Annotated in this window: 5 protein-coding genes, 2 tRNA genes and 1 pseudogene; 4 read left to right on the forward strand and 4 right to left on the reverse strand. The window is 71.0% G+C overall.

Annotation, left to right across the window (positions count from 1 at the left end; all coding sequences use genetic code 11):
- Positions 1–905, reverse strand: a pseudogene (locus tag ND748_RS20730) (methyltransferase type 12); the annotation flags it as partial.
- Between the two features lie 395 nt (positions 906–1,300).
- A tRNA-Gly gene (locus ND748_RS20735) sits at positions 1,301–1,371 on the reverse strand.
- Between the two features lie 47 nt (positions 1,372–1,418).
- On the opposite strand from ND748_RS20735, the gene ND748_RS20740 reads away from it, so the two are divergent.
- From ND748_RS20740 to ND748_RS20755, 4 genes are all read left to right on the forward strand, one after another.
- Positions 1,419–1,491: transfer RNA gene (locus ND748_RS20740), tRNA-Pro, on the forward strand.
- A 55-nt stretch (positions 1,492–1,546) separates the two neighbouring features.
- A complete protein-coding gene (tig, locus tag ND748_RS20745) occupies positions 1,547–3,031 on the forward strand; it encodes a trigger factor (RefSeq protein WP_251747661.1) in 1,485 nt (494 codons plus the stop codon).
- Positions 3,032–3,318: 287 nt separating this feature from the next.
- Positions 3,319–3,960, forward strand: coding sequence for an ATP-dependent Clp protease proteolytic subunit (locus tag ND748_RS20750; RefSeq protein WP_011603085.1), 642 nt, complete (start codon positions 3,319–3,321; stop codon positions 3,958–3,960).
- Positions 3,961–4,015: 55 nt separating this feature from the next.
- Positions 4,016–4,705, forward strand: a complete 690-nt coding sequence (locus ND748_RS20755; RefSeq protein ID WP_374215987.1) for an ATP-dependent Clp protease proteolytic subunit — start codon at positions 4,016–4,018, stop codon at positions 4,703–4,705.
- A gap of 218 nt (positions 4,706–4,923) precedes the next feature.
- Here ND748_RS20755 and ND748_RS20760 read toward each other — a convergent pair whose 3' ends face one another.
- Together ND748_RS20760 and ND748_RS20765 are read right to left on the reverse strand one after the other, a co-directional pair.
- The gene (locus ND748_RS20760; RefSeq protein WP_251747662.1) at positions 4,924–5,877 is read right to left on the reverse strand and encodes a nuclease-related domain-containing protein; all 954 of its coding nucleotides are present in this window, start codon (positions 5,875–5,877) and stop codon (positions 4,924–4,926) included.
- A 309-nt stretch (positions 5,878–6,186) separates the two neighbouring features.
- Positions 6,187–7,272 carry an LLM class flavin-dependent oxidoreductase gene (locus ND748_RS20765; protein ID WP_251747664.1) on the reverse strand — a complete coding sequence of 362 codons (1,086 nt, stop codon included), beginning with the start codon at positions 7,270–7,272 and terminating at the stop codon, positions 6,187–6,189.
- Positions 7,273–7,405 lie beyond the last annotated feature (133 nt).

The raw sequence follows: 7,405 nt of genomic DNA on the forward strand, positions 1-7,405 counted from the left end.
GCGTCCGCTCTGGCCGACGGCCCCGGGGGAGCGCCGAGCAGTTCCCGCAGGCGGCCACCCGATGCCCGAACCTGGGCGGTGACGACCTGGCGGCGGGTGAGTGCGCTGCGGCGCAGCGTCCCCGAGGTCACCCGCACCCGACCGGCACCGACGATCACCGGTTGCAACCAGGACAGCCCGAGCGCGGCGAGGGCGGCCGGCGGATTGCTCGCCGCGCCGAACAGGATCGCACCGTCACGCAACGCGGGCAGGACGCGTCGGGCGGGCTCCCAGGCGTAGACGGCCCGTTGGATGGTCGCCCGGGTGGCGCCGTCGTCCGGCGCCCGCCCGGCCAGCCCGGGCAGAACCGCGAGGTCGGTGCTGGCGGCGGCGTGTCGCTTGCCGACCTCGATCACCTCGACGAGCTCGGCCTCGGTGACCTGGGCGAGCTGCGAGTGCTCGACGAGCCGGGGGTCGGTCGCGGGCGGGAGCCCGGTGCGCGCCAGCACCTCGCGGTCGACGAGCACAGCCTGGAACGCCCCACGGCCACGGGCGAGGCGGGCTGCCCGGTAGGTCGCCGGCTCCACCATCCGGGCCAGGTCGAGGATCCGATGCGCGGGCAGCTCCGCCGGGATCAGGTCGAGCACCTCCAACCCGTGCCGGTGGGCATGCGCCTCGGCGGCGCGCCGCTGCCCCGAGGTGAGTGCCAGGCCGGGCGCGCAGAGCAGGACATAAGGGGAGCGCCGCCCGATGCCGGACGCGGCCTGCTCACCGGCTTCGATCTCACCCGCTTCGATCTCAACCGCTTCGGTGTCGTCCGCTTCGATCACCTCGAGGGCGTGCAGCCGGGCGCGCAGCCGGACGGTGTTCAGCCCGATTCCGATCCCGGCCGCCACCGGTAGCCAGCCGCGACGCCTCATCACCATGTGCACTCCTTTGGGCGGTCCGGTGGTGGTCACGGGCCGGTGTCGGGGGAAGGTCCGGAAAATACGCCCGGCCATCCGCCCCGCCCCGGCGCGACCGTCGATTGATCCGTCAACGGACGATGACCGCCGACATCGTTCCCGGCCACGCGACATGCCGGCCGACATGCCAGCTCGGCATATCGGTGAGCGTGGGCCGAGTAGGCCTCGTCGCCGTCTCCGGCGGGGTGTGCGGGAACGATCGTCACCGAATCGGCGCGGGGGTCTCCCGGGTGGGGGATCCGACCCCGGATACCCGCGTGTGGGTGGGTTTGGCCTGGGTTCCGAGTCGCCCGGTCCGCCGCGACGCAGGGCGCCCGGCGCGGTACCGAGCGCCGCCGGGACGAGGGGAGCGCAAGAGCGGGTGACCGGGATCGAACCGGCATGGCCAGCTTGGAAGGCTGGGGCTCTGCCATTGAGCTACACCCGCGAGGTGATCGGTGCGAGCTTACCCCGTAGGATGAGCGGGCAACGCCACGGGGCGTAGCGTAGTGGCTAGCGCGCCTGCTTTGGGTGCAGGAGATCGGGAGTTCGAGTCTCCCCGCCCCGACCGATAGCCTCGGCGTGTCATCCCGTCCAACGTCGTACCAGGAGACCGCCGCGCCGTGAAGGCCACCAAGGAGACCCTCAGCCCGACCCGGGTCAAGCTCACCGTCGAGGTGCCCTTCGACGAGCTCAAGCCCTCGCTCGACGCCACCTACCGCAAGCTGGCCCGCCAGGTCCGCGTCTCCGGCTTCCGGCCGGGCAAGGTTCCGCCGCGGATCCTCGACCAGCGCCTCGGTCGCGGCGTGATCCTGGACGAGGCGGTCCAGGAGGCGCTGCCGCAGCTCTACTCCGAGGCCGTGCAGGCCGAGGAGGTCGACGTGCTCTCGCGCCCCGAGGTCGACATCACCGAGTTCGCCGACGGCGGCCAGCTCGTCTTCACCGCCGAGGTGGACGTCCGGCCCGAGGTGGCGCTGCCGGAGTTCGCCGACCTGTCGGTCACGGTGGACGCCGTCGAGGTCACCGACGAGCAGGTCGAGGAGCAGCTCGGCGCGCTACGCGACCGGTTCGCCCAGCTTCAGCCGGTCGAGCGGGCGGTGCAGACGGGCGACTTCGTTTCGCTCGACCTGTCCGCGCAGGCCGACGGCAAGCCGATCGAGGGCGCCGAGGCGACGGGGCTGTCCTACGAGGTCGGCAGCGGCAACCTCGTCGAGGGCCTGGACGAGGCGATCGTCGGTGCCGCCGACGGCGATTCCCGCACGTTCACCACCGAGCTGCTGGCGGGCGACCAGGCGGGCCAGCAGGCCGAGGTGACCGCGACGGTGCGCGGGGTCAAGGAGAAGGAGCTCCCCGCTCTCGACGACGACTTCGCCACCACCGCCAGCGAGTTCGACACGCTCGACGACCTGCGCGCCGACGTGCGCACCCGGCTGGAGCAGTCGCGGCGTACCGAGCAGGTCGGGCAGGCCCGGGAGAAGCTCCTGGAGAGCCTGCTGGAGCGGGTCGAGGTGCCCGTCCCGGATTCGCTGCTCGCGGGCGAGATCGAGGCCCGGGAGCATCGGCTGTCCCACGAGCTGGAGAACATCGGCACCGACCGCGCGAGCTACCTGGAGACGCTCGGCCAGTCCGCCGAGGAGTTCGACGCCGAGGTGCGCGAGACCGCGGGCAAGGCGATCCGCTCCCAGTTCATCCTCGACGCGGTCATCGACGCCGAGTCGATCGGCATCGACCAGGGCGAGCTCATGGAGCAGGTGATCTACCGCGCCCAGCGCTCGGGCCTGCAGCCCGACGTCTACGCCCAGCAGCTCGCCCAGGGCGAGGGGCTGCAGGCGCTGATGGCCGACGTGCTGCGGACCAAGGCGCTGTTCCTGCTGCTCGAAAACGCCAAGGTCGTCGACGGGGAGGGCAACCCGGTGGAGCTCGCGCTCCCGGCTCGCCCGGAGCCGGACGCCGACGAGGACGACCACGAAGGTCACGACCACGAAGGTCACGACCACGAAGGTCACGACCACACCGGTGATGATCACGCCGGTGACGAGGCCGCGGCAGAGCCGGCCGAGGCACCGACCGCGACCGCGGCGGGAGACAGCGGAGATCGCGACATCTGACCCCGCGGCAGGCCGGGGCGGGGCGGCCTGCACCGCGCTGATCTAGGCTCTTCAGACGGCCCCCGGACTTGGTCCGGGGGCCGTCTGGCGTTGCCGGCGGGCCCGCGGCAAGCCCGCGGGGGACCGCTCGCCGCAGACCGGCAGGCGGTGTCGCCCGGGTGTCCGGACTGGCCGGTCCTCACGCCCAGCGCGAACATCGAGCCTGAAGGGTGAGAACTTGTGCGTGTCACAGATAGTGTCGAGCCGGTCAATCAGCCGCCCCATGTGAGGAAGCCGAGGAGCTGACCGTGAGTAACCTCGCAGTTCCGCGCCTACCAGTTCCGGGTCCGGAGCTCCGTTCGCCCGGCCAGGGTGGACCCGCCTTCGACGACCAGGTGTTCAACCGCCTGCTGGCCAACCGGATCGTCTTCCTCGGATCGGTGGTCGAGGACTCGATCGCCAACGCGATCTGCGCGCAGCTACTGCTGCTCAACGCGGAGGACCCGACCCGGGACATCTTCCTCTACATCAACTCGCCGGGTGGGTCCGTGAGCGCCGGCATGGCGATCTACGACACCATGCAGTTCGTCGAGAACGATGTCGCCACCGTGTCGCTCGGCCTCGCCGCGTCGATGGGCCAGTTCCTGCTCTGCGCCGGGGCGCCGGGCAAGCGCTACTCGTTGCCGCACGCGCGGATCATGATGCACCAGCCGTCGGGAGGGATCGGGGGCACCGCCTCCGACATCGCCATCCAGGCGGAGCAGATGCTCTACACCAAGCGGATGATGCAGGAGCGCATCGCGTTCCACACCGGGCAGCCGATCGAGCAGATCGAGCGCGACTCCGACCGGGACCGGTGGTTCACCGCCGAGGAAGCCAAGGACTACGGGTTCGTCGATCACGTGGTCCAGCAGGCCCGCCAGGTTCCCAGCGAGGGGCCGGTGAGCTGAGCGGGCAGCCCGCTCACCGGACCGAACCCGTCATCCGTTCCCGGAGGCAGCCATCATGTTCCACGAGAGGCTCTACCAGCAGATGAGGTCTGAGCAGGCCCGCCAGGCCGTTGGCCAACCGCAGGGCCGCTACGTCCTGCCGAACATCATCGAGAAGACCTCCCGCGGCGAGTACGGCATGGACCCGTACTCGAAGCTGCTCAAGGAGCGGATCGTCTTCCTCGGCGTGCAGATCGACGACGTGTCGGCGAACGACGTGATGGCGCAGTTGCTGTTCCTGGAGTCGGAGGATCCGGACCGGGACATCTCGATCTACATCAACTCGCCGGGTGGGTCGTTCACGTCGTTGACGGCGATCTACGACACGATGCAGTTCGTGCGTCCGGACATCTCGACGATCTGCATGGGGCAGGCGGCGTCGGCGGCGGCGGTGCTGCTGGCGGCGGGGACGCCGGGCAAGCGGTTCGCGCTGGAGAACAGCCGGATCCTGATCCACCAGCCGTCGGCGCAGGGCGAGGGCCAGTCCAGCGACCTGGAGATCCAGGCCCGCGAGATCCTGCGCGTCCGCACCCTGCAGGAGACCCTGCTCGCCCGCCACACCGGCCGCAGCGAGACGGAGATCCGCCGCGACACCGAACGCGACAAGATCTTCGGCGCCGCCGAGGCCCGCGCCTACGGCCTCATCGACGACGTCATCACCAGCCGCAAGTCGGCGAAGGCGCGGCCGGTGACCGGCGCGGCCTGACCCCACCCCGGTGGTCCGGCCGCCGGTCGACGCCGGCCGGATCACCGGGTGCGCCCCGACGCAAGCCGGCCGCCGCCGTTCGCAGGTGACCCGGTGCGGACGGGCGCCGATCTCGACGTCGGTGTGCTCGCGCGGGCGAAACCAGCCCGAGGCAGTGGCAGTGGCAGTGCTGGCTGAGCAGGCGCTTCGGGTCGTCCCCGACTTCACCGGCTGCGGCGTCAGGCATCGTGCCAGGTGCGCCGGCGGCGCGCGCAGGCGTAGATCGTCTCGACGTCCGCCGGCTGCCAGACTCCGGTGACGCCCTCGAAAGCCGCCGCGATCAGGTCGTGGTGCGTCGCGTAGACGTCCGTGAGTGACGGCGTCACGGTGAGGGTGTCTGCTTCGACAAAGACCAGCACCCCGGCAACGGCGATCGGAAAGCCGCAGGTGTCGCTCAGCGCCGCGGACGCGCGTTTCGCCTCGGCTCGTGACCTGTCGACGTACCGATAGGCCTGACCGTTGATGGTGGCCGCGCGATCGCCGACCCATATCCGGGCGCCGCGGTGATTCTTGGTGTTCAGGGTGAAGACGCCACCTGGGCCGATGAGCAGGTGGTCGATGTCCATGTTCCGTGGCAACGGGATCGAATGCAGCACTCGCCAACCGCGCGCCGTCAGCGCGTCGAGTTCCGCGGCCACCAACTGCTCGCCGGCCAGGCCCTTGCGCCAGCTTTCCGTCTCCGGCCGAGGACGCCGGAGCAGACGGTCGATCAGCGCGCGCCAGAAACCCGGGGTCAGCTCCGCGAGTTTCGCCTGGAGAGCCAGGCCGGGTGGATTGCCCGCGAGGTCGTCCGAATACGTTGCCAGCTCGGCCGGCCCGACGCTCGGCTGGGCAGGGACCTCTCGGCCTGCCACCGGATTGTGGGCGGTGTGTGCGGTGGCGGTCGGTGTTCGGGTGTTCGGTGCAGGGGTGGTCGAGGTCGCGGCCGGCGGGTTTGTTCGGATGACCGGCGTCGGTGGGTCGGGTAGGTGGGCGGCCAGCGCGGCGAGCACCGCGTCCCGGTCCACGTCGAGCAGAAGGGTGAGCTCGCTGGTCCGGCGGTCGAAACAGGCGGCGCTGCGGCCGTCGTGCAGATTGACGTAAAGGCGGTCCTGACCAAACCGTTTCCAGGGCCTGACCTGTAGTTCGACCATGTTCCACCCATCGACGACGACAGGACGGCACCACGGCGCAACAACGTCCTGCCGTGGTGAGATTCATCGTCGCGCTGGGAACGATTCAGGCCCGGCCGGCGACGGTTTTACGCTATCGCCGAGTGAACCTGCTTTCCACCGATACGCGTACCGAGCGGCCGAACGCTTCGCCGTGATGCGCGAGCCATTGCCCGGACCAGCGGAAACGTCGACGGGTCCGCTGGTAAGCGATCAGCGTCGACCGCCGACCAACCGACCGCCGACCGGGGGCATGCGACGCCGTACTGCCCGCGTGGGCGCGCCGTCAGGTCAGGTGGCGGCCGTGGGCTCGGCGGCCTCGGGCAGGACCGGCGCCCACGGCCACGGCGGGTCGGGGATCGTCTGCCGTAGCGCCGGGGCGACCTCGGCCTGGAACAGTTCCAGGCTCGCCCGGTGCTCGGCGGCGGACAGGCCGCCGGCCTCGGCGTGCAGGTGCAGCACGCTGTGGCCGAACTGCTCGTGGTAGCGGTGCACCTTGTCGATGATCTGCTGGGGGCTACCGATCAGCGCGGAGCTTCGTTCGATGAAGTCCTCCAGCGTCGGGAACACCGGCTCCATCCCCATCGAACGCTGGAAGGCGAGCTGCCCGGCGAACACGGGCGCGTAGGCGGCGACGGCGTCCTGCGAGCGGGGGGCCACGTGGAAACCGGCCGTGCCGGCGCCGACCGCGGCCAGTGCCGGGTCGTGGCCGTACTCCGCCCAGCGCTGGCGGTAGTAGCGGACCAGTTCGGCGTAGGGCTCGATCGGGTTGGTGACGTTGGCGGAGAACAGCGGATCGCCGTAGCGGGCGGCGAGGTCCACCGACTCCCGGCTGGTGGCGCTGCCGTGCCAGACCCGGATCGGTTGCTGGAACGGGCGCGGCCAGACCTCGGCCTCGTGCAGCGCGGGCCGGTACCGCGGCTGGGCGGTGATCGTGTCCTGCCGCCAGATCTGCCGGAACAGCTCGTAGGACTCGGCGTTGCGCTCCCACTGGTCCTCGGGGGTGACGTCGAACAGCTCCCGCTGGGCCGTGCCGTTGCCCTTGCCGATGATCAGTTCGAGGCGGCCGTCGGAGAGGTTGTCGAGGGTGGCGTAGTCCTCGTAGGCGCGCACCGGATCCAGCAGGCTCAGGGTCGTCACCGCGGTGAACAGCCGGATCCGCGAGGTGCGCGCGGCGACGTGGCTGAGCACGACCGGCGGCGAGGAGGAGATGAACGGCCGCTCGTGCCGCTCACCGACGCCGAACCCGTCGAAACCCAGCTCCTCGGCCAGCACGGCGCTGTCGATCACTTCGCGGAACCGGTCCCGGGTCGACGGCGTGACGCCGGTGACCGGATCCGGCCGATAGACGATCAGGGTGATGACCAGGAACCGCATGATGCCCCCCGAGGAGTGTTCGACGGTCAGCGCGCCGAGCGGATGTGGGCCGACCGCCGGGTGGTTCGTCCGACGCCGCCAGCGGGGCCTCGTGGGGTCGCCGGCGGGCAGGTCCGCCCGGCCGGCGTGGGGC

Origin of the sequence: Frankia sp. AiPs1 (assembly GCF_023716945.1) — a bacterium.
Taxonomy (GTDB): domain Bacteria; phylum Actinomycetota; class Actinomycetes; order Frankiales; family Frankiaceae; genus Frankia.

Bases quoted from the DNA above. Each gene is read 5' to 3' on its own strand.
- ND748_RS20755 (WP_374215987.1), top strand. From the start codon at position 4,016: ATGTTCCACGAGAGGCTCTACCAGCAGATGAGGTCTGAGCAGGCCCGC.
- ND748_RS20760 (WP_251747662.1), bottom strand. From the start codon at position 5,877: ATGGTCGAACTACAGGTCAGGCCCTGGAAACGGTTTGGTCAGGACCGC.
- ND748_RS20765 (WP_251747664.1), bottom strand. From the start codon at position 7,272: ATGCGGTTCCTGGTCATCACCCTGATCGTCTATCGGCCGGATCCGGTC.